Origin of the sequence: Rhodoligotrophos sp. CJ14, from assembly GCF_038811545.1 — a bacterium.
GTDB classification, from domain to species: Bacteria; Pseudomonadota; Alphaproteobacteria; order Rhizobiales; family Im1; genus Rhodoligotrophos; species Rhodoligotrophos ferricapiens.
The window spans coordinates 3,643,336-3,665,000 of sequence record NZ_CP133319.1 but is presented as its reverse complement, the minus strand read 5'-3'; the positions used below and the strand labels follow the sequence as shown (position 1 = coordinate 3,665,000).

Sequence of the window (21,665 nt, the reverse complement as noted above, 5' to 3'; positions counted from 1 at the left end):
AACATGAGGGCAAGCGTCAGCCCGCCACCAGCGCTGTCGCCGGCGAGAGCGATCTGGTCTGCGGCAAAGCCTTTGGCGCGCAGGGACCGGTAGACCAAAAGCGCATCCTCAAGCGCTGCTGGATAGGGATGTTCGGGTGCCAGGCGATATTCGACGGCCAGAGTGGAGATGCCGCTGGCCCGCCCAGCTTCAGACACCAGCCGCCGATGACTGCGGATGGAGCCAGAGCAGTACCCTCCCCCATGGAAATAGACCAAAACGCGCGAGGCATCGCTTCCAGGGGCTTGCGACCATTCAACGGGGACATTCCTGAAATGAGCGCTTTCAAAGCGAATGTCCGGGGAGACGGGATCAGCCGTTCCGATCGCGTCCAGGCGAGCGCGGCGCTCTGCCCAGCCCTGCGGGCGGGGCTCCGATGACAGCAATGCCCGCACCTTTTCGATTTCGCTCATCGCTCAACCCTCACCTCGCCCCCTCAGACTGCAGAACAGAGCAAAGGCGTGCAAGTTGAGAGTTGCCGCTTGTGCAAGATGTCACTCAGAATACGGTCAGACGCGCTCGAGCGTTTCCGCTTTTCCTTGAACCGCGAAAGCCGCGTCTCAAGGTCTTGCTTGGTCGCGTTTTCTTCCGGTATCCACTTCGCTCGAAAATGCTCTAGTCGACGATACCCGGGGCGATCGGATCGCTTGCGGGGAACGTCTCTTCCAGGGCGTTGTCAAGCAAAGCATCGCGAAGCCAGACGTCTTGCGGCTCGGCCGGTGGGACCGGTTGCTCTATGCGATACCGATCGTCTTCTCGATCAGGATCAATTCTCATCGCGCTTCTCCTTGCGTCAGACGTAAGCGCTGTGGCGTGATTTTCCACATTTCAGGAAAAGACGATAAGGCCATCATGCTCCCGCCGACTGTCTCGTGAGACGCTCGATCAGGTCAGAGATACGGCTTTTCGGCCAGGTCCGCTTCAGCCGAAATGAATCGAGACGGAATGTCGAGGGGCGGCCGCCCGTCAGGCGCCGACCGATTCCGCCGTAGCCTCTGACTGGCGGAAGCTCGCCCGATATTGGGCAGGCGTGACACCAAGGCGCGCGGCGAAGACAATGCGCATCCGGTCCGCAGTACCGAAGCCGCAATCGTAAGCCACGGCCTTCAGCGCGCGGTCGCTCCCCTCGAGAAGCCTGCGGGCGGCATCGATCCTGGCGCGCTCGACAAAGTCGTGAGGCGTGATCCCGGTCTCCTGCACGAAATGGCGGGCGAGATTGCGCGGGCTCATGCCCACCTCGGCCGCGAGAGATTCCAGCGTGTGGCGCTGCGAGATATTGGCCATCACGTGATCCTGAATGCGAGCGATCGGCGAAGCAGGATCGGCGGGTGCGGTCAGATAGGGGCTGAACTGGGATTGGCCGCCCTGGCGCTGTGCCACCACGACCAACCGCTTGGCCACGGTCACGGCCACATTTGCGCCGTGGCGCTGAGAGACCAGGGCCAAGGCGAGGTCAATGCCCGCGGTCACGCCGGCGGATGTAACCAAGCGGCCATCCCGGACATAGATGAGGTCGGGCTCGACTTGCGCCGCGGGGAAGCGGGCCGCGAGCTTGTGCGCATTCTGCCAATGGGTGGTCACTCGGCGGCCGTCAAGCAGGCCTGCATGGCCGAGCGCGAAAGCTCCCGTGCAGATTGATCCGTAGGTGCTGGCATGCCAGGGCGCGACGCGCAGCCAATCGATCAGCTGGGGATCGGGTTCGGCATCGGGCAGCGCGGGTCCACCTGCAACCAGCAGGATGTCGAAGCCGCCGGCCGCTTCCTCGAAGGTCAGATCGGCCATCATCTGCATGTTGTTCGATGCCCGCAGCGGCATGCGGTGGGCTGCGACCAGCACCGTCTCGTAACGGTGTTCCGCCGGGATATAGGCATTCGCCTCGGCGAATACGTCGACAGGCCCGGCCACGTCTAACGCCTGGACGCCTTCATGGATCGCGATCGCAACCTTCTGCACCGCCATCGCCGCTTCTCACTGCTGCTGGCAGAAATCGATGTGCCGTTGTCCTGATAAGTAGTTCACCTCGAATTGCGAAGTCGAGCGGCAATCGCCACAACTGGTGTCACGGTCACGCCGGCGCCCGATCAGGTATCCCTCCGGTGCTGGCCATCGAGCAACCACAGCAAGGCCATTCGCGTGCCGGACACGCCACGGTGGAGCCTTGTCTCGAGGAGGAGTATAAGACATGCCTGAGATCATTGCCGGCATCCGGGTTCCCGACAGCGCCATCGCCCGTGCCGCAACGCAGCTCGTGCGTGATACGGAAGACGACCTGCTCTATAATCACAGCCGGCGCGTTTATTTCTGGGGCGCGCTGAGCGGTGAGCGTCGTGGGCTCAAATATGATCCCGAGCTGCTCTATCTCGGCGCGATGTTCCACGACATGGGATTGACGAAAGCCCATTCGAGCCCTGATCTGCGCTTCGAGGTGGATGGCGCGAACGCGGCGCGTGACTTCATGAGGAGCTACGGGGTCCCCGAACGCGACATCGAGGATGTCTGGACGGCGATCGCGCTGCACACCACGCCCGGCATTCCTGAACATATGCGCCCGACGATCGCGCTGGTGACCGCCGGGGTCGAAATGGATGTGCTCGGAATCGCCTATCACGATTTCACATCTGAGCAGCGCGAGCATGTCTGCGCCCACCATCCGCGCGAGACGAATTTCAAGGAAAACATCATCGATCACTTCGCCAATGGCATCATCAAGAAGCCGCTGACGACCTTCGGCAATGTCAAAGCGGATGTGCTGGCGCTGAAAGACCCCAATTACCAGCGGATGAACTTCTGCTCGATCATCTTGGGCTCAGCCTGGCCGACTTGATCGACTTCGCGGTGATCGCCCCGGAAGGGCAACAATGGAGAGTAGCATGTCAGAGAACAGCACCAGGGTCGCCATCATTACCGGGGCATCACGCGGCATCGGCGCCGCGGTTGCGGAAAGGCTCGCGGCCGATGGCCTCGCAGTGGTCATCAATTATGCGGGCAAGGCCTCCGAAGCGGACGCGGTGGCGAGGAAAATCACAGAGGCTGGCGGAAGGGCCATCACGGCCCAAGCAGATGTCAGCGATGCCGATGCGGTTGCGAGCATGTTCGACCGTGCCGAGGCAGCCTTCGGCGGGGTCGACGTGCTGGTGAATAATGCCGGCATCATGCGACTGGCGACGATCGCAGAAGCACCTGATGATCTGTTCGATCGGCAGATCGCCATCAATCTCAAGGGCGTGTTCAACGGGATGCGCGAGGCCGCAAAGCGCCTGCGCAACGGTGGACGTATCATCAGCTTTTCGTCGAGCGTGGTCGGACTCTATCAGCCCACCTACGGTATCTATGCGGCCACCAAGGCGGGCGTCGAGGCGATGACCCACATCCTCTCGAAGGAGCTTCGCGGCCGCAACATCACCGTCAATGCCGTAGCGCCGGGGCCAACGGCCACCGGACTGTTCCTCGATGGCAAGCCGAAAGAGGTGATCGACCAGCTCGCGAAGCTTCCGCCGCTGGAGCGGCTGGGAACACCGGTGGATATCGCCAATGCGGTCGCATTTCTCGCCGGGCCCGACGGGTCGTGGATCAACGGCCAGGTGCTGCGCGCCAATGGCGGCATCATCTGAGAGCGCCGGAGATCTGATCATGGACAGGAAAATCATTCTGGTTACTGGCGCGTCCAGCGGCTTTGGCCGCCTGAGCGCAGAGGCACTCGCGCGTGCCGGTCATACGGTCTATGCCTCAATGCGCGACACGAGCGGGCGTAATGCTCAGCAAATGGCAGCGATGGCCAAATACTCGAGGGATCACGAGGTCGACCTCCGGACCGTCGAGCTCGATGTGCAATCGCAAGACTCGGTCGACCAAGCCGTAGCGCAGGTCATTCGCGATGCCGGCCGCATCGATGTGCTCATACATAATGCCGGGCACATGGTGTTCGGGCCGGCGGAAGCCTTCACTCCCGAGCAATATGCGGAACTCTATGACATCAACGTGCTGAGCACGCAGCGGGTGAACCGGGCGGTTCTGCCTCATATGCGGCGGCAGAAACAGGGATTGCTCGTCTGGGTATCGAGCTCGAGCTCCGCCGGCGGCACGCCCCCTTACCTCGCGCCCTATTTCGCTGCCAAAGCCGCCATGGATGCGATTGCCGTGCAATATGCCCGCGAGCTGTCGCGATGGGGCATCGAGACCTCGATCATCGTGCCGGGCGCCTTCACCTCCGGCACGAACCATTTCGCCCATGCCGGCACGCCCGCCGACACCACACGGCTCGCAGAATACGAGACGGGTCCCTATGCCGGATTTGGAGAGCAGGTGCAGGAGGCGTTCTCCGCAATCGTGCCGCCGGATGCGGATGCGTCCGCCGTGGCCGATGCCATTGTCAAAGCGGTCGACATGCCTTTCGGAACGCGTCCATTTCGGGTCCATATCGATCCCACCGGGGACGGTGCAGATGTCGGATTTGCGGTGCTCGACAGAATACGGGCCGAAATGCTCCATCGCGTCGGGCTCTCGGACCTGCTGAAGCCAAGAGTGTCCCTCTAAGCGCAGAATGGGCCCTGGCGTGGCAGCACACCACGCTTTCACATTGAACGATAGCCCAGCTCGGCTTCGTTCGCGGCTAATACCAAGCGAACGGCATCGATCAGCTTGCGGGTCGCTGGCGAGACCCGCCTGTCTCTCTTGGTGAGAGCGGCGACCACTCTGAACGCACGCGGATCTTCCAGCGGCACGAAACAAACATCGAGCGGCGCCTGACGCCGGCAAAGCCTCGGCAGAACCGTCACGCCGACCTTCGCGCTCACCATGGCAAAGGTCGAGGATGTGCTGGATACGTTGAAGTGCGCATTCTCGACGATATCCGTCATTTCGGGAGAGAGAGCGACCGGAAAGCTTTCATTGCGGATGAAGTCGAACTTTCTGACCTTGGACCAGGGCACAGGGCCATCGTGCTTAGCCAGTTCATGGTCTTGCGAAACAACGAGGTCGTAGGCGTCGGTCAGAAGCGGCACCACCTCGATGTCCGACCTCTGCGGGCCGACACGGCCGAAGCCGATATCGACGATGCCCTCGGCCACGGCATCGGGCAGCTGTATTGAATGAAGCTCCCGCAGGTTGACCTCGAAATTGCGAAAGCTCTGCTTCACTCGGAAGATGGCGTGCGGCAGAATCACCGATGCCACCGAGGTGACACTCGCCACATTGCACCTGCTGATCTCATCACGCGCATAAGCGGTGAGCGAGGCGCATGTCCCATCGAAGTGGCGCACCACTTCACGCGCCTTCTCGATGGCGAATTGGCCAAAGGCCGTCAACCGAACCTTGCGATCACCCTCGAAGAGTTGAGCACCGAGCTCAAGCTCCAGCTGCTTCAGCGCCATGGAGACCGCCGACGGCGTTCGCCCGAGCCGCTTGGCGGCCGGGCGCACCCCGCCAGTGTCCGCGACAGCAATCAAGGTTCTCAAGCCAGAAATCTGTACCATCGGCCTATCAGGTGATCGATCTGACTGAACGAACGTCAACAAGTTTGAATTTGACTGATCATACCCCTTTTGCAAGCATCCTTTTTAAGTTGTTAAGTTCCCATCATGTCGACCATTTGGGATGCGTGTATGATTTTCGTCGACGGACTTGAGTGCAGCGATTTCGATCGAGACATTTTCCTCGAGCTGAACCGAGGAAAAATGGGGTGCGTTACTGTTACCCTTGGATTTTGGGAAGATACGATTGAGTCAATCGACGCGCTCGCCAAGTTCCGGGACTTGGTGAGGGACAATATCGATCTCGTCGAGATCGCCTATTCTGCCCAAGATATTCGCCGGATTGCCCAATCGCAGCGTTGTGCCTTGCTGTTGGGATATCAGAACACGGCCTGTCTTGGCGGCCGTATTCGGATGGTCGAGATCTTCGCAGATCTCGGCGTGCGGGTGCTCCAGCTCACCTATAATAATCAGAATGACGTGGGCAGCAGCTGCTATGAAGAGCATGACCAGGGGCTGGCGCGGTTCGGCCGCGAGCTCATCGATGAAATGAACCGCCATGGAATCGTCATCGACCTTTCCCACGTGGGTGAGCGGACGAGTTTCGATGCCATCGAGCGCTCGAAGGTGCCGGTCGCGATCACGCATGCAAATCCATCATCGCTGGTGCCGCATGCCCGCAACAAGTCGAATGATCTCTTGCGTGCTCTCGCAAGCCGCGGTGGTGTGATCGGGCTCGCCACCTATCCCAATATTGCGGGGCCTTATGTGGAGAGCGTCGACCGCTGGTGCGAGATGGTTGCGCGCACCGTCGAGATCTGCGGCATCGATCATGTGGGCATCGGCACGGATCTCGGCCGCAAGAACACCCAGGCTCATCTGGACTGGATGCGGATGGGCAGGTGGTCGAGAATTGTCAATTACGGGGCGGGTTCTGCCAGCCGCCCGGGCAAAGTGCCCGAGCCGAAATGGCTGGAATCGACCGAGACCTTTCCGGCGATTCCGGAAGCCTTGAGCCGGACCGGCTTCTCTCCGGTTGAGATCGAGAAGATCGTCGGCGGAAACTGGCTTCGTCTCTACGAGGAGGTTTTCGCCTGCCGCAAGCAGGACGCCATCGCCGCCTAAAGGCGAAGGCCGTAAGCGAACGTGGTGTGAAGGTTGGTGCAGGCGTAGCTCAGCGACCAATAAGTGAGCACGCTTGCGAGGGGTCTTCATCGTGGTGAAGCCGTATGGCTTCGCTACTTTAAGGGGAGGTCGCCGTGGGCGCTGCCGAGCGAAAACTTGATGCTCCGCATCACGTAAACAGTTCCACCGTGGCGGCTGTGGTCGAGGTCAATTCGGTCCAGAAGACCTATTCGACCGACAGTGGTGACGTGCGGGCGCTCGACCCGATCAGCTTCAGCTTCTTGAATGGAACCACGGTCAGCGTGGTCGGGCCCAGCGGGTGCGGCAAGAGCACATTGCTGCGGATCCTGGCGGGCATAGACTTACCCACCGCCGGACAGGCGAAGGTCGCCGGCAATGTGGTCACCGGTCCAGTGCCGAATACGGGCATCGTGTTCCAGCGTGACCTTCTCCTCGATTGGCGCACGGTCATCGACAACGTGATGCTGCCGGCCGAGCTCAAGCGAAAAAACGATACGACGACCCGGCAGCGGGCGATGGAGTTGTTAGGCGAGCTCGGGGTGGGTGATTTCGTCAACCGCTATCCCTATGAGCTCTCGGGCGGAATGCGCCAGCGGGTTGCGATCGCACGGGCCTTGCTGCTTCGGCCATCGATCCTGCTGCTCGACGAGCCATTCAGCGCGCTGGATGCGATGACCCGCGATCAGATGAACGTCATTCTGCAGCGCTTACAAGTACATGAGAATGTCAGCACTCTTCTGATCACACACAGTATTTCTGAAGCGGTCTACTTGTCTGACCGGATCGTGGTCATGTCGCCGCGTCCGGGGCGGGTGCTCGATATCATCGATGTCAATCTGCCGAAGCCACGCCCGCTCAGCATCCGCGAGGATGCGGAGTTCACGGCCATCGCCCGCAAGATCCGGCTTCTGTTCGAGCAAGAAGGAGTGCTGGTGGGATGAGCCTGCAAACCACACTCACCGACAAATCGACCCAAGCCATTCAACGCACGCGCGCCGGCCGGCTGCAACGCCTCATGCGCAGCGCGGGTCTACCGGTCGCGAGCTCGCTCGTTGGGCTGATCCTTTGGGAGCTGATCGTCAGGGGCCTCGACATTCCCGCCTATCTGCTGCCCGCCCCTTCCGAGGTGGCCGTCACGCTGGTTGACCGCTGGTCCTATCTGATGGTCAATCTAGGGTATACGGCCTTCGCAGCACTGCTGGGCTTTGCGGTCGCTCTCGTGCTCGGCGTCCTTCTGGGGGTCGCGATCGCCTCCTCGCCGACGGTCGATCGCATTCTCTATCCCTGGCTCATCATTTCGCACGCCATCCCGAAGGTGGTGGTCGCGCCGCTCATGCTGGTCTGGGTGGGCTTCGGTCTCAAGAGCGGGGTGATCTTCGTCATCTTCTTCACCTTCTTTCCGGTGGTGGTGAATACGGTGATGGGGCTCAAGTCGGCCGATCCCGATCTCCTGCATCTCGTGCGGTCCATGGGTGCGAGCCGCTTGGAGGTGCTGTGGAAGATCAAGCTTCCCAATGCGCTGCCGAGCATCTTTTCCGGCATCAAGATCGCCGCGACGCTCGCGCCCGTGGGTGCTGTCATCGGTGAGTTCGTGGCGTCTAACCGGGGGCTTGGCTATGTGCTGATCCAGGCGGTCGGCAGCATGTCGATCGCGCTTGCCTTTGCGGCCGTGTTCCTCGTTTCGGCCTTCGGGGTGCTGATCTGGTATGTGGCTGAACTGGTAGAGAAAAAGTCGCTTCCCTGGCATGCAAGCCAGCGCGTGCAGGTGATTTAGCAGAAGAGGAACGGCCGGCATAGAGCGCGGCACGTGGCAACATCCTAATAGAAGGAACGCTTCATGGCCTCCTTGTTCATCAAGACCCTGCGTGCGTCGCTCGTTTCACTTGCCCTGGGCTGGTCCGGCTCAGCCATGGCCGAAGAGACGGTGCGTCTCGGCCTCGACTGGGGTTATCTTCCCTATCATGCGCCGTTGGTGGTCGGGCTCGAGAAGGGCTATTTCAAGGATGAGGGGATCGACCTCCATATGGAGCCCGGCCGCGGCTCAGCGACCACGGCGATCATGCTGGGCGAGGGCAATTACGATATCGCCCATATCAACACCACCAATGCCGCCGTCGCCATTTCCAAGGGCGTGCCGATCAAGGTGGTGAATGTCTACCAGACCAAGACGGCAGCTTCCTTCATCGGCATCGAGGGACGCGTCGAGCTCACGGGGATCGATGCGGTCAAGAAGTACAGGATCGGCAGCACGCCCGGCGGCTCGGACCAGTTGAGCCTGCGCATCTTCCGTGCAGTGAACAATCTGAGCGAGGGAGATCTGCATATCGTCTCGCTCGATGCGAATGCCAAGCAGGCCGCCCTGCTCTCCAACAGCATCGATCTGATCAGCGGTGACGGGTTTGCCTATGCGGCGGTCATCCGGGGTACAGGGCAGAAGCCGGTGGTCCTGTCTCTTGCGCAGTTCGGGGTGCCGCTGCTCGGGTTTGGCTATTCCGCCAATGCCGAGTTTCTCAAAGAGAAACCTCAGGTGGTCGCCGCATTCATGAGAGCCATGAAGAGGTCGTGGCAGGAAGCGGTGGCCAATGTCGATGCGGCTTGCGAACTCGCGCGCGACAAGCTCGAGCTGCCGAACGCGCAAGAGGCATGCATCGATTATTTCAACGGCCTGATCAATCTCTCGGTGAGCCCGAATGATCCCAATTGGGGCCGCCAGAACGATGAGATGTGGACCAAGCTGCTGGGCACCTTGGCCGAGGTGGGTGAGATCGAGAAGGATTTCACCGTCTCCGACTATTACACCAACGAGTTCGTGCCGGCGAAGTGATGCAGCACTCCAGCCTGAAAGCCGCGCATCCCGACGCAATCGTCATCGGCGGCGGCCATAATGGATTGATCTGCGCCGGCTATTTGGCGAAAGCGGGCCTGAAGGTCACCGTGCTCGAAAGGCGAGACGTGGTCGGCGGGCCGGCGGCCACCCAGGAATTCATGCCGGGCTTCCACTCCGCGATCACCAACTCGCCCGGCTCGCTCGAACCGAAGATCGTTGCCGATTTTGCCTTGGAGGAACATGGGCTGCAATTCGTGCGGCCCAATCCCACCCTGGTCCATCCGCTCACCGATGGCCGGCTATTCGTGGGCTGGCGTGAACGCGAACGGGTCGATGCGCAGCTTGAGAGTTTCGCGCCCGGCGAAAGCGCGCGCTATCACGGGGTCTTCGACTATCTGAACTGGTTTGCTTCACGGCTTGGCATCTCGATCTTTCAAGAGCCGCCCAGCTTGCAAGAGCTGGTGCGCAATCTCACCACGCTCGAAGAGCAAGAGGCGTTCTCGCGCATTTTCCTTGGCAGTGTTCGCCAGCTCTACGAGCATTTCGAACTCGCCGAGGAAACCAAGGCGATCATGGGACCGCTGTCGGTGGTCAGCGGTCTGGTCGGGCCTTCCACTCCCGGCACCCCGTTCAATCTGATGATGCGCCCGCTCTCGCTCGCATCGCTCAAAAGCGTGAGCGAGGATGACCCACGCAGAATGCCACTGCGCGGTTCAACAGGGCTTGCGATCGGCGGCATGGGGGCGATCATCGCCGCCATTGAGAAATCAGTGCTCGCGCTCGGCGTGACGATCATCCGCAGCGCGCCGGTCGAACGCATCATCGACGAGGGCAAGTGCATATCCGTCGAGCTTGCCGATGGGCGGGGCTTCACGGCGCCCACCGTGATCTCGTCGATGCATCCGCATCTGACGGTTGCCGCGGTCGAGTCGCCCGCTCCGGAATGGCGCGACATCAAAGCGAAGATGGTGCGCTCACCTTCGGGCGGAAGCGCCTTCAAAATCGTGCTGGCCCTGGGCGATATTCCGCGCTACGCCGCTGCCCGGTCGGAGGATGAGGCCCGGCAGCTCGCAACCGCGCAGCTGCGCATCGCGCCAACCCTCGATTATCTCGATCACTGCCATGCGGACCTGCTGCGGGGAAAAATGCCGGAGCGTCCGCTGATCTGGGGGCTCTGCCATTCGCTCACCTCGCCTGCCATGGCACCGGAGGGCAAGCATATCTTGAGCCTCAATCTCGGCGGCCCGCCCCATTATGGCGGTCGAGAGCCCGTGGCCTTCGACAAGCACAAGGCGGTTGAAAAGGTCCTCGGCATTCTTGCCGAATGGATCCCGAACATTCCTGACATCGTCGAGAATTACGCCTGTATCGAGGCCGCGCAGTTCGAAGCAGATTACGGGCTTTACGGGGCGAATATCGCGCATCTCGACATGATGCCGATCCATCAATTCTGGATGAGGCCGCTGCCCGGGCTTCACCGCTACAGAACACCTACGCCCGGCCTCTATTTGAGCGGCGTTGGGACCTGGCCGGGGAATTACTTCTCCGGCATACCGGGCCACAACACCAGTCATGCAGTGCTCAGTGACCTTGCGGCAGCGCGCCAGAACCTAGAGCTAATCGGAGAAGAGCATGGTTGAGTTTCTCGTCAATATCACTTTCGTGGGTCCGGTGGGATGGAGCGACGAGGACGTCGCGGCGCTTGTCGCAAAAGAGCGCGCTCATGCGGCAAAGCTGGCCGAGCAAGGGATCCTCGTGCGCATGTGGCGCGTGCCCGGCCGACGCGAGAATTGGGGCTTGTGGCGCGCCAAGGATGCCACGCACCTGCATGAGATCCTGACGAGCCTGCCATTCTGGCCCTATATGGATCTTAAGGTTCATCCGGTGGCGCGTCATCCAGTTGACCCGCTCCGGGACGCAGAATTCTGATCGAGGGTTGCCCCCGGATCGGCGGTCTCTCATGCCCCAGAGCAGGACGGCTTATGGTCGAATGGCCTTCCCGCTCTAGACCTGCGGTTCCCTTCCCTAGCCGTAGGTGCAGGGACAATGGCCTAACGGTCATTCCTGCAGGGCTAAGGAGACCGCCGATCTCTTGAGATAGGCAACGACCCCCTCGCCGCCGGAGGATATCCTGCTCGATTGCGCGGCGGGCGGCCGCCCCGTTACGACTTTCGAGGGCAGCCATGAGATGGATATGCTCATCGGCAATGAGATAATCCGGCGGAATATCCTCGTGATTAGACCTTGAGGATCGGGCCCATCGCAACCCACAGGCTTCGATCTGGCCAATGAGACTGTCCATCGCGCATAAGGGATAGCCCGAAGTGAAAATCCCGATTGAGCCTGTTGGCGAGTGCCGCGTCGCGGCTGTTGCGTGCCGCCTCGAACCGGCGCTGAATTTCGGCCAGACGCTCTATCTCGCCTGCGGAGGCATGGGCAGCGGCCTGTTCTGCCGCGAGCCCTTCGAGCGCAAAACGGATCGTCCGGATCTCGAGATAACGGCTGAGACCGAGCGCCTTGACGAGTGGTGGCGAAGAAAGGTCGAGGCGGTGGGCATGCCCAGGATATGCCGCGTGCCGGCAACCAGATATCAAGCGGGAGGCTCAGCGGCCAATGCCCGTTCCAGCACCGCCAAGATTCGGGGCTCGCTCATCTGAGCAACGTTGAAGCGCATGAAGCTGGACGCGGATTGTGAGACGCTGAAGACATTACCGGGGGCGAGCACGACGTTCTCACGCAGCGCAGCGCGGGCGACCACCGCAGCGTCCCGGCCATCGGGCAAGCTGCACCAGAGATAAAAGCCGCCGCGCGGCATCAGCCAGGGAGAGATGCCGCTTTGCGCCAAGCTCGCCGCCGCGTCGCGCCTGGCTCGGGCGAGGCGCCGGCCCAGTGCCTCCAGATGCTTGCGATAGCTGCCATCGCTGAGGGCTGTCAAGATCAGTCCCGCATTGACTGGACTGACGCCCCCGAAGCTCGTTGCGACCTGAAGGTCGATCAGCGCTTCAATCCATTCCGGTCGTGCGACGATGTAGCCGCAGCGGATGGAAGCTGAAAGCGTCTTGGAGAAGCTGCCGATGCGCATCACCTGGGAAAGCCCGTCGAGCACAGCCAAACGCGGCGATGGTTCCGGCTCGAAATCGGCGAAGATGTCGTCCTCGACGATCACCATGTCATAAGCGGCCGCAATGTTCAGCAGCCGGTGGGCAACTTGCGGCGAGAGCGTCGCGCCGGTCGGGTTGTGGAGGGCAGAGTTGGTGATGTAGAGCCGCGGGCGATGCTTCGCCGCCACCTCGGCAAAGCGCTCCGTGTCAGGGCCGGCAGGCGTATAGGGGATGCCGATGGTCACCGCTTGATGGGCGCGCAGCAGCGCCTGGAAATTGAAGTAGCAGGGATCATCGACCATGACGGCATCGCCGGGCTTGACCAGCAATCGGCAAATGAGATCGATCGCCTGAGTGCCCGAGGATGTGAGGAGGATCTGGTCGAGCGTCGTCTCCAGACCTTCACCAGCAAATTGCCGGGCGAGCAAGCGGCGCAAGGCGAGCGGCCCGCGGGTCGCGCCATAGTCCGCGAGCACCGTGTCATCGGCTCGGGCGAGCTGTCGGAGGCCGCGCCGGATCGCGGCGTTGGGTAACCAGTCGGCGGGCAGCCACCCGCAGCCGGGTTTCGCGACGGCGGCTTCCGCATCGAGCGACTGGCGCGACACCCAGAAGGGATCGACGGCACGATCGAGCTTGGGTCCGATCTCCGCCAGGGCCAGCGGTGGCGTCGCGCTCGCCACATAGAAGCCGGAACCCGGGCGCGCCCGGATCAATCCTTCGGCAGCAAGCCGGTCATAAGCCTCGACCACGGTTGATGGCGAGACCCCCATCGTCACCGCAAAGCGGCGGATCGAGGGCAGCCGATCTCCCGTCGCCAATGCGCGGCTTGCCACTTTCGCGCGGATCGCCTCCATCACCTCGATGGTGCGCGTTCCAGATCGTGCCTCAGACAAAATCAGTCCTCTCCCGACTGTATGGCTGTTGTAATCCATACAGTTTGGCAGAATTGTACTGGACCGTCTCTGTCTCTGCTAGCCCAGACTCGGTATTAGCCGCCAGAGATTGGAGATGGCATGAAGACGATGACGGCAGGCTGGGGCAGCGGGCTGCTCGGTGTGGTGATTTTCAGTGGCTCGCTTCCAGCGACGCGGGTCGCGGTCGCCGGCTTCTCCCCGCTCTTTCTGACGTCCGCGCGGGCCGTGATCGCGGCGCTGCTCGGGCTGGTGCTGCTGTGGACGCTTCGGCAAAAGCGGCCTTCAGGAGGCGATCTCGGCTCGCTCGCCGTTGTGGCTCTGGGCGTGGTGGTCGGCTTCCCGCTTCTCACGGCACTGGCGCTGCAGCACATCACCGCGGCTCATTCCATCATCTTCGTCGGTCTGCTGCCGCTCTGCACCGCAATATTCGGTGTCTTGCGCGCGGGTGAACGGCCGAAGCCGGCATTCTGGCTGTTCTCCGCCGCCGGCAGCTTGCTGGTTGCGGGGTTTGCGCTGGCCGAGAGCGGTCCGGGGTCGCTGACCGGCGATCTTCTGATGATCGCAGCCATCCTGCTCTGCGGCCTTGGCTATGCGGAAGGGGCCAGGCTGTCCCGACGACTCGGCGGTTGGCAGGTGATCTCCTGGGCGCTGGTGCTGTCGCTGCCGATCATGGCGGTCATGGCGCTAGCAACGCTTCCGACAGACTGGAGCGGAGTTGAGACACCCGCCTGGGTCGCGCTCGCCTATGTCTCGGTGTTCAGCATGCTGGTCGGCTTCGTCTTCTGGTATCGCGGGCTGGCGCTCGGCGGCATCGCAGGGGTCGGGCAGTTGCAACTCCTCCAGCCCTTCTTTGGGCTCGCGCTCGCGGGATTGCTGCTCGGCGAGCCAGTCGCCTGGACAATGATCGCCGTAACCGGGCTGATCGTGCTGTGCGTTGCCGGTGCCAAACGCTTCGCCTGACGAAGCTGGCATCTGGCAAGCGATCCTGTCTCGATGAACACTGGATAACTCTGCTGGCAGGCAGCCATTGATTCCGGGTTGGTTCGTACCTATACCTGTAGTCGCGGACCGGGCCCCTCTGGCGAGTTGATGCTCGCGATGTCGGACCGCATCGGATGATCCGATGCTTCCAAGGCCCGGCGTTCACCGCTACCCCCTCGAGAAAGCGCGGATCCTCCGACGACCCTGGTGTCTTGAAGAGGAAACAAGAATGCATCCGCGACTCTACAGTCCCACCACGAAGCGCCTGCGCGTGGGCACGGCGCAGCTCACCTGCGCTCGCGCCAATTCCTTCCTGCAGCATTGATCGGCATCGAACAGCTCTCATAACAGGGACATGCATCGAGCATGATGGAACTTCTCTTCGCGGATTGGCTCGGCACGCCGGCCTGGTTCTGGCTTGCCTTTCTCGGGCTGGTCATCGCGCTCACCGCCTTTGACCTCGGCATCCTCCACAAGGAGGATCGCGAAATGGGAATTGGCGAGTCACTGAAGCTTTCCGCCTTCTATATCGGCGTAGCGCTGCTGTTCGGCGCCTGGGTGTGGTATGCCCGCGGGCCGGAACCGGGAATGCAGTACTATACCGGCTTCTTCATCGAGAAGGCGCTGTCGATCGACAATGTCTTCGTCATCAGCCTGATCTTCAGCTATTTCGCCATCCCGCCCCGCTATCAGTACCGGGCACTGCTCTGGGGGATTGTCGCCGTCATCATCTTGCGCGGTCTGATGATCGCGGGTGGCGCAGCCTTAGTGCAGGAAGCCTATTGGGTCCTTTACCTCTTCGCGGCGTTCCTGATTTTCACCGGCGTGAAGATGTTCTTTGCGGGCGACGAACCGATGGATATCGCCAATAATCCCGTCGTCCGGTTCATCTCCACCCACCTGCCGGTCACGCGCGAGCTTCATGGTCAGCGCTTCTTCATGCGGGTGCCGGATGCAAAAACGGGCAAGCTCGTTCTTGCGGCGACGCCCTTGTTCCTCGCGCTGGTCGTAATCAATCTGGCGGACCTGGTATTCGCCATAGACAGCGTGCCGGCAATCTTCGCGATCACCACCGATACGTTCATTGTCTACACATCGAATATCATGGCCATACTCGGGCTACGCGCGCTCTACTTCGCACTCGCGGCGATGGTGCACCGCTTCCACTATCTGAAATACGCCTTGGCCATGGTACTCATCTTCATCGGCACGAAGATCTTTGTCGCCGATTTCGTGCTCGGCGGCGGCAAGTTCCCACCTGCCCTCAGCCTAGGGGTTACCTTTGCCCTCATCACGGCAGGCATCCTCTATTCCATGTGGAAGACCCGCGGCGAGCCCGAGCCGGATTGGCCGGCAAGCGAGGGATCACCTGATCCCAAGCGAAGCGAGTAGTCGGGGGGCGTGCGGAGAAGGATCAATCATGATTGGGGATAGATTGGCCATTCCCGAGGAAGCGCTGCAGGCACGATCCATCGTGCAGCGCTGTCTTACGGAGTCCTTATTGGCAATCTATCTCCATGGCTCGGCGGTGGGGTGTGGCCTGCGTCCGGACAGCGACGTCGACTTGCTCGTGGTCGTTGACCAGCCGATGACGCTTCCTGTTCGCCGATGTCTCCTGGCCGAGCTGATGGCGGTCTCGGGACGGCACCCTGCTGAGCCTGGCGGACCACGCCCTCTCGAATTGATCATTTTTCAACGTGCCGATCTCATCTCGCCGACCTACCCCCCTCGCTGCGCGTTCATATACGGGGAATGGCTGCGTCAGGCTTTTGAGGCTGGAGAGGTGCCCGAGCCGGTATCAGACCCAGAACTCACTCTTGTGTTGGCCCAGGCTCGACAGGAGGCAAGCCCGTTGATGGGGCCTGATCCGGCAGAACTCTTACCTGTTATCCCCCGTACAGACATTCTCCGCGCGACTGGGGATATACTTCCTACTCTCCTTGAGAGGATGGAAGGAGATGAACGCAACGTCCTGCTGACACTCACACGGATGTGGCGGACACTCGAGACAGGAGACTTCGTCGCGAAGGATGTTGCCGCCGAATGGGCGGTGCCTCGCCTCAGTGCTTCCTCAGCGGCACTGGTCGAAAATGCAAGAGAGGCATATTTGGGCCTGCGGAACGATGAGTGGCAGTCTAAGCAGCAGATTGTTCGAGACGCGGCTCGCGAATTAAGCGAGAAGGTCTGTCATGCGGGCACAATCCCACGGGGCCGTTGACGTCCTTCTGGCGACATCGCATTTGGGCCCTGGGAGCCGCAAAATTTCACCACTCGCGCTGAGCTAATCTTAATTGTTTCCGCTCACCCTCTATCCAGTGACAAGTCGCGAGGATACTCATGAATCGAAACGCCCGGATGCTTTTCGGCGGGGCGATAATCTTCTGCCTCTCTTTGGTTGGTTCATCGGCATTTGCGGCGAGCGCATTGTCGACAGCGCAGCAGAAGTTGATCACAGGGCAAATTGCCAAACTTCCGTCGAGCGAAGAGCGCGAGATGGCCTCAGGATGGACCGACGCCAAGAAGGTCGCGGAATTCATCTGTCGACCACTGGCGCTGCGCGAGCTCAAGAAGTGGAATAAGCAGGCCGACCGGGTTTTCCTCGGCACCGACGATCCCAGCACTCTCGCACTCAAATCAAATCAGCAGCTCAGCGGCTCGGGTCAGGTGCGGACAGGAAGCGACTGGACGGATTTCACCTTTACCTGCGGTCTCGATGCCGGCACCGGCAAAGCGCGGTCGTTCAAGACAAGCCTTTCCCGGAAATAGGCAGCGCTTCCTGCGCGCAGGACTCGACCGTCAGCATATCGACGAGACGATAGGAGATCCTCGTCGACGGAAAGCCTGTGGGCGGATTACCATATCAGAGCGCGCCGCTCATCGGGTGAAGCTGGTTAGCCAACGGGTGGCTAAGCAGCACCCGGCGTTGGCCCGACCGGAATTGACCGCCAAATCGGTCAGGCGGCGCTGTCCGACGCTGGAAGGACCACGACCTTGCTGCCGACCGGCACGCGGCTATACAAGTCAATGATATCCTGATTGAGGAACCGGACGCAGCCTGAGGACACCATCGTCCCGATGGTCCAAGGCTCCAGGGTGCCGTGCAGGCGATAGAGTGTGTCGCGACCATTCTCATAGAGGTAGAGAGCACGTGGCCCAAGGGGATTGCCCGGACCGCCCGGCAGGCCGCCCGCATAGCCGGCATAACGGGCAGGATCGCGGCGGATCATATTCTGGGTGGGTGTCCAGCGCGGCCATTCCGCCTTTCGCGCGATGGTGGCCGCGCCTTGAAAGTTGAACGCCTCCTCTTTGCCAACACCGACCCCGTAGCGAATTGCACGGCCGCCCTCGAGGACGAGATAGGCATATCGCGCCGCCGGATCCACGACCACAGTTCCGGGCCGCTCCTGGGTCGAGTAGGCGATCTCGCGGCGCCAGAATTTCGGATTGACGCGCTTGAGATCGACCGCCGGCACGGGATAAGGCTCGTCGTTCCGAGCGGCGTACATTTGCACGTAATAAGGGTCGATGGCCGGAGCCTCGGCCTCTGTCGTGGTGGCTTCCAGGTTTGAAGCGCACCCGGCGAGCATACTTGATCCCAATACCAATACAGCGCGTCGCGTAATCATACCAAACCGTCTCTCGGCAAACCCGCCCCTAGGTAGTGCCGGCCACATCGGCTTGTCGACGGGCCCCGCGCTTATATGGCCCATATCCAAAGGTTATGATCTGGTCGCGCCGAAGGCCTCCGAGCGACGCTCCAGCGGCTATTCCAGCAGGAGTTCGAGCAGCTCCGAGCGGCTCATTTCGCTCGCCTCGCCTGGCGATCCGTCATGCCGCGATGGTCGGTGCTCGAGAGGATCTATTCCCTCCACCGCCTTGAGGCGGGGGACCACGAAGTCGGTGAAGGCTCTGACGACGGGGCGCATGAAGCGCACAGAGGAATAGGCCATGTAGATCTCGTGCGACACGACCTCGTATTCGGGAAGGATGCGGATGAGCCTGCCATCTGCGAGCTCGTCGTGAACAAGCAGATGCTGGACGGGTCCCGCGACCCGGCCGGACAGGAGCGATCCAACGATCACGTTGGCATTATTCGTTCTGAGCACCGCACGCACACGGGTTTCGGCGGTTTCAGACCCGCGCTGCAAAAAGAGCGTATCGCGCGGCGACAAGACCGCGGCGGTGGTGATCATATCGATCTCGGCAAGGCGGTCGAGAGTGTCGATGGGCCCATGCGTTGCCAGGAAAAGGGGGGATGCCACCAGGATCCGCCGAATCCGCCCGAGCCTTCTGATGATGAGGCCCTGCCCGTCTGGCCGCCCATACTTGATGCCGAGATCGAAATTCTCGAAGGCCAAATCGACCACGCGATCTTCGAGCACCAGGTCGATCGAGATGCTGGGATATCGGGCCTGGAATTCCATCACGATGGGATGAACATGCTTTACCCCGACGCATGCCGGGGCGTGTACACGAAGCAGACCTTCGAGCGACCCCATATTGCGCTTGATCGCTTCCAATGCGGCATCAATGGATGCGAGCGCGGGCTGGCTTGCCTCGTAAAGCATCTGCCCAAAGGGTGTCGGCCGGACGACGCGCGAGGACCGTTCGACCAAACGCGCTCCGACATGCGCCTCCAGATTGCGCAGATGCTTCGTCACTGCGGGCTGAGACACGCCCAGATCTCGCGCTGCTGCGGTGATCGAGCCACGGTCGACAATGCGGAGAAAGGCCTTCAGAGCAAGCGCCAGGTCCATCGTCATGATCCAGGTTTGAACGTTGAGCCGTTATAGTGGATCAGCGAGGCTTCTGCTCGATAAGGAGACCAACCAGCAGATCCGCCATGGCGCGCATGCGCTTCTCGTCGCCATAGACGCGCTCGATCACGACAAGTCCGCGCGTCATGGTGACAATGAGGCGCGCAGCCTCCCGTGGTGGCACCGCGAGCTTTTCCGCGTCACTCAGCCGGGTCAGCCTCTCGTATAGCGCCGCCTCTATGTCGTCGAGCAGGTCCCTTATGCCGGAGCGGATGGGTTCATCCAGGTCCTCGATGCCCACCGCCGTTTTGGTGCTGAGGCAGCCTCGTGTCGGTGACCCCGTCCGCATCGAGGAGATGATAAAGGCGAAAAAGCTGCGCAGAGCCTTGTCCACCGTTGGTTCGTCCAGGGCCTCCCGCATCTGCGACACGTATCTGCTGCGGTACAGGCCGAAAACACGCAGGAACAAGGTTTCCTTGTCCCGATAGGCATTATAGAGCGAGCCGCGCTGCACTCCCGTCGCCTCGGCCAAATCCTGCATGGTCGTGTGCGCATAGCCCTTCCGCCAGAAAAGGGCGAGGGCCTTGTCCAGTGCCTCACCTTCATCGAACTGGCGAACTCCAACCATCTCCGGCTCCATCTGACTTACGGCTGTCACTCCGTCATTCAACATCTTCCTTGACACAAATGTCAACTTTGACTAATCCGTCAAACATGACATTAATGTCAAAGATCCGGTCCATCCGCGGCCTGCGGAAGCGCCGACGCTCAAAATCCTTATGTGTGGATGCCCCGATGTCACCTCACGCCGCATCTCTGACACCGGCAAAGATCGACCGGATGCTCGTCTGGCGCTACATCTTCGCCGGACTCTGCGCGAGCCTCGACAGTATCGGTCTCGCCCGTTTCGCCTTCACGCCTCTGATCCCGGAACTGATCGAGGCACGGTGGTTCTCCACTTCCGCCGTCGTCTATCTCGCAGCGGCCAATCTCGCCGGCTATGTCTGCGGCGCATTGGTCGGCCGGCCGATCGCCTCCCATCTTGCCAGCGAGCACGTGCTGCGCCTGATGATGGTGCTGATTTCGGCCGCTTTCTTCGCCTGTGCGATCCCCCTGTCGTTCTCGTGGTATTTTGGCTGGCGGTTCGTGTCTGGAATTGCCGGCGGCGTCGTCATGGTGCTGGTCGCCGGCACGATCCTGCCGCATGTGCCACCCGCGAGGAAGGGCACGGCAGGCGGTGCCATCTTTCTGGGGCTTGGACTTGGGATTGCAGGTTCGGGCACCATCATTCCCCTCCTGCTTGGCCTAGGTCTCGCGCAAACCTGGATCGGGCTTGGCATCATCTCCATCGTTCTGACGGCCGCGAGCTGGTTCGCCTGGCCATCGAGCCAGCTGCACCCGAACGCCGAGCGACCCAAGACGCAGGCCGGCCGGGGCACTCATTTCGGACGGAGCGTGAAGCTGCTCTATGTGCAATACGCGCTCATGGCCGCAGCATGCGTTCCACCGATGGTCTTTCTCGCCGACTTCATTGCACGGGGTCTTGGCCATGGCACCCATGCGGGCTCGGTGTTCTGGGCCATTTACGGGCTGGGGGCCATCGCGGGACCACCTCTCTATGGGTATCTGGCCGACCGCCTGAGCGCCGGATCGACCGTCCGGCTGACATCCCTGATCATGGCGGTCATCCTCCTGGCCTTCTGCGCGACAGACAATCTCGTCACGCTCGCGATCCTCACGGCCGTCGTCGGCACATTTGCCCCGGGCATCGTTCCTCTGTTCCTGGCGCGAGTGCATGAGGTGGTCGCGCATAATGGGCCCCGCCAGAACATCGCCTGGACGCGGGCGAGCATCATCTCTGCAGCCGCCTTGGCCGCAGCGGCCTATGGCTGCTCAGCTCTCTTCAACGCGACAGGTGGGAATTACCGCCTGCTGTTCCTGACGGCGGCAGCGGTGTTGGTCATTGCGCTGCTGACTGGCTTTCTCGTTCAGGCGAAGCCCAGCCATTCCCACGCCGCGCAGGATAACGCTTGAAGCCATCCGCGCATCCGCTGCGGCTGCCCCCTCCCCTCACTCATATAGATGAGAGCAACCATGAATTCTCCTGTCGTCCTCACGGCCGTCTGTTCGATCACCGGACCGCCCGGCCCCTCGATGCGAGCCGAGCATTTGCGTCGGCAAAGGCTGTGGCGCGGCCAGTTCCGATATCGGCAACGACTCCGGATCATTCGCAAGATCATCAATGGTTCTTCCATTGATTGAGAATGGCAGAGATCTTGCCTTGACCGTCGTCAAATTCAAATCGTACTATCTGCGGCATCTGAGACATCGATCGAAGAGTTATTCTGATCGCCCGATTATTTTCTGACGATCGTCCATAAACGACACTTAAGAATTCGCCTACTGGATAATTTGGATATAGAACTAGGTAA

At 61.2% G+C, this 21,665-nt stretch carries 23 protein-coding genes (1 of these 23 running past the window's edge); 14 read left to right on the top strand and 9 right to left on the bottom strand.

The features are described 5' to 3' along the window. The 3 genes from RCF49_RS17170 to RCF49_RS17160 all read right to left on the bottom strand — a co-directional run. Positions 1-452: the 5' portion of an alpha/beta hydrolase gene (locus tag RCF49_RS17170; RefSeq protein ID WP_342641010.1), read on the bottom strand. It extends 445 nt beyond the left edge of the window; the window shows 452 of its 897 coding nt (coding positions 1-452); its start codon is at positions 450-452; the stop codon falls past the left edge of the window. A gap of 202 nt (positions 453-654) precedes the next feature. After that, a complete protein-coding gene (locus RCF49_RS17165; RefSeq protein WP_342641009.1) occupies positions 655-816 on the bottom strand; it encodes a hypothetical protein in 162 nt (53 codons plus the stop codon). Positions 817-1,005: 189 nt separating this feature from the next. Next, a complete protein-coding gene (locus tag RCF49_RS17160; protein ID WP_342641008.1) occupies positions 1,006-1,998 on the bottom strand; it encodes a GlxA family transcriptional regulator in 993 nt (330 codons plus the stop codon). Between the two features lie 223 nt (positions 1,999-2,221). Between RCF49_RS17160 and RCF49_RS17155 the strand changes: the two genes are divergently transcribed. The 3 genes from RCF49_RS17155 to RCF49_RS17145 are packed head-to-tail and all read left to right on the top strand — an operon-like array spanning position 2,222 to position 4,572. Next, the gene (locus RCF49_RS17155; protein WP_342641007.1) at positions 2,222-2,863 is read left to right on the top strand and encodes an HD domain-containing protein; all 642 of its coding nucleotides are present in this window, start codon (positions 2,222-2,224) and stop codon (positions 2,861-2,863) included. A gap of 46 nt (positions 2,864-2,909) precedes the next feature. Beyond that, entirely contained in the window at positions 2,910-3,650 is a 741-nt protein-coding gene (locus RCF49_RS17150; protein ID WP_342641006.1) for an SDR family oxidoreductase, read from the top strand. 19 nt (positions 3,651-3,669) lie between these two features. Beyond that, complete coding sequence (locus RCF49_RS17145) at positions 3,670-4,572, top strand: SDR family oxidoreductase (RefSeq protein ID WP_342641005.1); 903 nt, start codon at positions 3,670-3,672, stop codon at positions 4,570-4,572. A gap of 38 nt (positions 4,573-4,610) precedes the next feature. On the opposite strand, the gene RCF49_RS17140 is transcribed toward RCF49_RS17145, so the two are convergent. Continuing rightward, a complete protein-coding gene (locus RCF49_RS17140; protein ID WP_342641004.1) occupies positions 4,611-5,510 on the bottom strand; it encodes a LysR family transcriptional regulator in 900 nt (299 codons plus the stop codon). 129 nt (positions 5,511-5,639) lie between these two features. On the opposite strand from RCF49_RS17140, the gene RCF49_RS17135 reads away from it, so the two are divergent. From RCF49_RS17135 to RCF49_RS17110, 6 genes are all read left to right on the top strand, one after another. Then, entirely contained in the window at positions 5,640-6,632 is a 993-nt protein-coding gene (locus tag RCF49_RS17135) for a dipeptidase (RefSeq protein ID WP_342641003.1), read from the top strand. Positions 6,633-6,766: 134 nt separating this feature from the next. Next, positions 6,767-7,594, top strand: a complete 828-nt coding sequence (locus tag RCF49_RS17130; protein WP_342641002.1) for an ABC transporter ATP-binding protein — start codon at positions 6,767-6,769, stop codon at positions 7,592-7,594. Further along, positions 7,591-8,427, top strand: a complete 837-nt coding sequence (locus RCF49_RS17125) for an ABC transporter permease (protein ID WP_342641001.1) — start codon at positions 7,591-7,593, stop codon at positions 8,425-8,427. Before RCF49_RS17130 ends, RCF49_RS17125 begins: the two co-directional genes overlap by 4 nt. Positions 8,428-8,490: 63 nt before the next feature. Then, positions 8,491-9,477: an ABC transporter substrate-binding protein gene (locus RCF49_RS17120; RefSeq protein WP_342641000.1), complete on the top strand. Its 987-nt coding sequence runs from the start codon at positions 8,491-8,493 to the stop codon at positions 9,475-9,477. Beyond that, on the top strand, positions 9,477-11,120 hold the full coding sequence (locus tag RCF49_RS17115) for a phytoene desaturase family protein (RefSeq protein ID WP_342640999.1): 1,644 nt from the start codon (positions 9,477-9,479) through the stop codon (positions 11,118-11,120). The genes RCF49_RS17120 and RCF49_RS17115 overlap by 1 nt, the downstream gene beginning before the upstream one ends. Then, entirely contained in the window at positions 11,113-11,409 is a 297-nt protein-coding gene (locus RCF49_RS17110; protein WP_342640998.1) for a muconolactone Delta-isomerase, read from the top strand. The genes RCF49_RS17115 and RCF49_RS17110 overlap by 8 nt, the downstream gene beginning before the upstream one ends. Before the next feature lie 308 nt (positions 11,410-11,717). On the opposite strand, the gene RCF49_RS17105 is transcribed toward RCF49_RS17110, so the two are convergent. Continuing rightward, positions 11,718-12,074 (bottom strand): FCD domain-containing protein, encoded by a 357-nt coding sequence (locus tag RCF49_RS17105; RefSeq protein ID WP_342640997.1) that lies wholly within the window; start codon positions 12,072-12,074, stop codon positions 11,718-11,720. Beyond that, positions 12,071-13,435 carry a PLP-dependent aminotransferase family protein gene (locus RCF49_RS17100; RefSeq protein WP_342644226.1) on the bottom strand — a complete coding sequence of 455 codons (1,365 nt, stop codon included), beginning with the start codon at positions 13,433-13,435 and terminating at the stop codon, positions 12,071-12,073. Before RCF49_RS17100 ends, RCF49_RS17105 begins: the two co-directional genes overlap by 4 nt. 159 nt (positions 13,436-13,594) lie before the next feature. Between RCF49_RS17100 and RCF49_RS17095 the strand changes: the two genes are divergently transcribed. The 4 genes from RCF49_RS17095 to RCF49_RS17080 all read left to right on the top strand — a co-directional run bounded on the left by RCF49_RS17095 (position 13,595) and on the right by RCF49_RS17080 (position 17,242). After that, complete coding sequence (locus RCF49_RS17095; protein ID WP_342640996.1) at positions 13,595-14,455, top strand: DMT family transporter; 861 nt, start codon at positions 13,595-13,597, stop codon at positions 14,453-14,455. A gap of 390 nt (positions 14,456-14,845) precedes the next feature. Beyond that, positions 14,846-15,868: a TerC family protein gene (locus RCF49_RS17090; protein WP_342644225.1), complete on the top strand. Its 1,023-nt coding sequence runs from the start codon at positions 14,846-14,848 to the stop codon at positions 15,866-15,868. 28 nt (positions 15,869-15,896) lie between these two features. Further along, on the top strand, positions 15,897-16,694 hold the full coding sequence (locus tag RCF49_RS17085; protein ID WP_342640995.1) for an aminoglycoside adenylyltransferase family protein: 798 nt from the start codon (positions 15,897-15,899) through the stop codon (positions 16,692-16,694). 119 nt (positions 16,695-16,813) lie between these two features. Beyond that, positions 16,814-17,242 (top strand): hypothetical protein, encoded by a 429-nt coding sequence (locus RCF49_RS17080; RefSeq protein ID WP_342640994.1) that lies wholly within the window; start codon positions 16,814-16,816, stop codon positions 17,240-17,242. Positions 17,243-17,430: 188 nt separating this feature from the next. Here the strand turns inward: RCF49_RS17080 and RCF49_RS17075 are convergent, their stop codons facing one another. The 3 genes from RCF49_RS17075 to RCF49_RS17065 all read right to left on the bottom strand — a co-directional run bounded on the left by RCF49_RS17075 (position 17,431) and on the right by RCF49_RS17065 (position 19,861). Beyond that, on the bottom strand, positions 17,431-18,063 hold the full coding sequence (locus RCF49_RS17075) for a L,D-transpeptidase (RefSeq protein ID WP_342640993.1): 633 nt from the start codon (positions 18,061-18,063) through the stop codon (positions 17,431-17,433). A gap of 177 nt (positions 18,064-18,240) precedes the next feature. Next, positions 18,241-19,233: a LysR family transcriptional regulator gene (locus tag RCF49_RS17070; RefSeq protein ID WP_342640992.1), complete on the bottom strand. Its 993-nt coding sequence runs from the start codon at positions 19,231-19,233 to the stop codon at positions 18,241-18,243. A 40-nt stretch (positions 19,234-19,273) separates the two neighbouring features. Further along, positions 19,274-19,861 (bottom strand): TetR/AcrR family transcriptional regulator, encoded by a 588-nt coding sequence (locus tag RCF49_RS17065; RefSeq protein ID WP_342640991.1) that lies wholly within the window; start codon positions 19,859-19,861, stop codon positions 19,274-19,276. Between the two features lie 167 nt (positions 19,862-20,028). On the opposite strand from RCF49_RS17065, the gene RCF49_RS17060 reads away from it, so the two are divergent. Continuing rightward, positions 20,029-21,267, top strand: coding sequence for a YbfB/YjiJ family MFS transporter (locus RCF49_RS17060; RefSeq protein WP_342640990.1), 1,239 nt, complete (start codon positions 20,029-20,031; stop codon positions 21,265-21,267). Positions 21,268-21,665: the final 398 nt, after the last annotated feature.

Coding starts and splice junctions, on each gene's coding strand:
- RCF49_RS17095 (WP_342640996.1), top strand. CDS start 13,595: ATGAAGACGATGACGGCAGGCTGGGGCAGCGGGCTGCTCGGTGTGGTG.
- RCF49_RS17145 (WP_342641005.1), top strand. CDS start 3,670: ATGGACAGGAAAATCATTCTGGTTACTGGCGCGTCCAGCGGCTTTGGC.
- RCF49_RS17115 (WP_342640999.1), top strand. CDS start 9,477: ATGCAGCACTCCAGCCTGAAAGCCGCGCATCCCGACGCAATCGTCATC.
- RCF49_RS17120 (WP_342641000.1), top strand. CDS start 8,491: ATGGCCTCCTTGTTCATCAAGACCCTGCGTGCGTCGCTCGTTTCACTT.
- RCF49_RS17110 (WP_342640998.1), top strand. CDS start 11,113: ATGGTTGAGTTTCTCGTCAATATCACTTTCGTGGGTCCGGTGGGATGG.
- RCF49_RS17070 (WP_342640992.1), bottom strand. CDS start 19,233: ATGGACCTGGCGCTTGCTCTGAAGGCCTTTCTCCGCATTGTCGACCGT.
- RCF49_RS17165 (WP_342641009.1), bottom strand. CDS start 816: ATGAGAATTGATCCTGATCGAGAAGACGATCGGTATCGCATAGAGCAA.
- RCF49_RS17085 (WP_342640995.1), top strand. CDS start 15,897: ATGATTGGGGATAGATTGGCCATTCCCGAGGAAGCGCTGCAGGCACGA.
- RCF49_RS17075 (WP_342640993.1), bottom strand. CDS start 18,063: ATGCTCGCCGGGTGCGCTTCAAACCTGGAAGCCACCACGACAGAGGCC.
- RCF49_RS17100 (WP_342644226.1), bottom strand. CDS start 13,435: ATGGAGGCGATCCGCGCGAAAGTGGCAAGCCGCGCATTGGCGACGGGA.
- RCF49_RS17155 (WP_342641007.1), top strand. CDS start 2,222: ATGCCTGAGATCATTGCCGGCATCCGGGTTCCCGACAGCGCCATCGCC.
- RCF49_RS17150 (WP_342641006.1), top strand. CDS start 2,910: ATGTCAGAGAACAGCACCAGGGTCGCCATCATTACCGGGGCATCACGC.
- RCF49_RS17140 (WP_342641004.1), bottom strand. CDS start 5,510: ATGGTACAGATTTCTGGCTTGAGAACCTTGATTGCTGTCGCGGACACT.
- RCF49_RS17090 (WP_342644225.1), top strand. CDS start 14,846: ATGGAACTTCTCTTCGCGGATTGGCTCGGCACGCCGGCCTGGTTCTGG.
- RCF49_RS17125 (WP_342641001.1), top strand. CDS start 7,591: ATGAGCCTGCAAACCACACTCACCGACAAATCGACCCAAGCCATTCAA.
- RCF49_RS17065 (WP_342640991.1), bottom strand. CDS start 19,861: ATGGTTGGAGTTCGCCAGTTCGATGAAGGTGAGGCACTGGACAAGGCC.
- RCF49_RS17135 (WP_342641003.1), top strand. CDS start 5,640: ATGATTTTCGTCGACGGACTTGAGTGCAGCGATTTCGATCGAGACATT.
- RCF49_RS17160 (WP_342641008.1), bottom strand. CDS start 1,998: ATGGCGGTGCAGAAGGTTGCGATCGCGATCCATGAAGGCGTCCAGGCG.
- RCF49_RS17060 (WP_342640990.1), top strand. CDS start 20,029: ATGTCACCTCACGCCGCATCTCTGACACCGGCAAAGATCGACCGGATG.
- RCF49_RS17080 (WP_342640994.1), top strand. CDS start 16,814: ATGAATCGAAACGCCCGGATGCTTTTCGGCGGGGCGATAATCTTCTGC.